A 604-nucleotide genomic window follows, 5' to 3' on the forward strand; every position below is an offset into this window, starting at 1 on the left:
AAACTTGGTTTGGGTAGTCCTCTTTCAGCTGCGTAAGTGTTTGCAGTGATGCCTTGGTTCGTTTGTCGTACATGGTAGGGACAATCGTCACCTTAAACGGTGTTTTGCGAGATTTCTGCATGATGGTTAGCGTACGAATCATACGCTCTAGCCCCTTCATCGCCAGAAACTCAGTCTGTACCGGAATCAAAATACGGTCACTCGCTGCCAATGCATTCACCATCATCACACCAAGAATTGGCGGACAGTCGATCAACACGTAGTCGTAATCTTCTTTCAACGCCGCCAAAGCACGCTTCAAGATCAACCCCATGCCGCTTCGATTTCCCATCACACGGTCAAGTGTTGCTAATGACATGTGTGCTGGGATGATATCGATGCCTTCAACTTCGGTTTGCAACGTCAGCGGTCTTACCGTCTGCGCAGAAAACTCACGAAGCTGAAACAGATCGAACAAGCTCGACTCCACCGTATCTGAATCGTAACCCAGATAGGTGGTCAGTGATGCATGTGGGTCAGTATCCACCAACAACACGCGGTGTCCTTTTAAAGCAAGCAGGCCTGCCATGGTCACTGTCGTGGTTGTTTTACCAACACCACCTTT

At 48.8% G+C, this 604-nt stretch carries 1 protein-coding gene; it reads right to left on the reverse strand.

The window, feature by feature from the left end; translation table 11 throughout:
- Positions 1-604 (reverse strand): ParA family protein (locus tag BCT81_RS02855; RefSeq protein WP_102423187.1); only part of this gene is annotated, 604 nt, incomplete at both ends.

This window comes from Vibrio sp. 10N.261.52.A1, assembly GCF_002876325.1.
In the GTDB taxonomy this organism is placed as follows: domain Bacteria; phylum Pseudomonadota; class Gammaproteobacteria; order Enterobacterales; family Vibrionaceae; genus Vibrio; species Vibrio chagasii.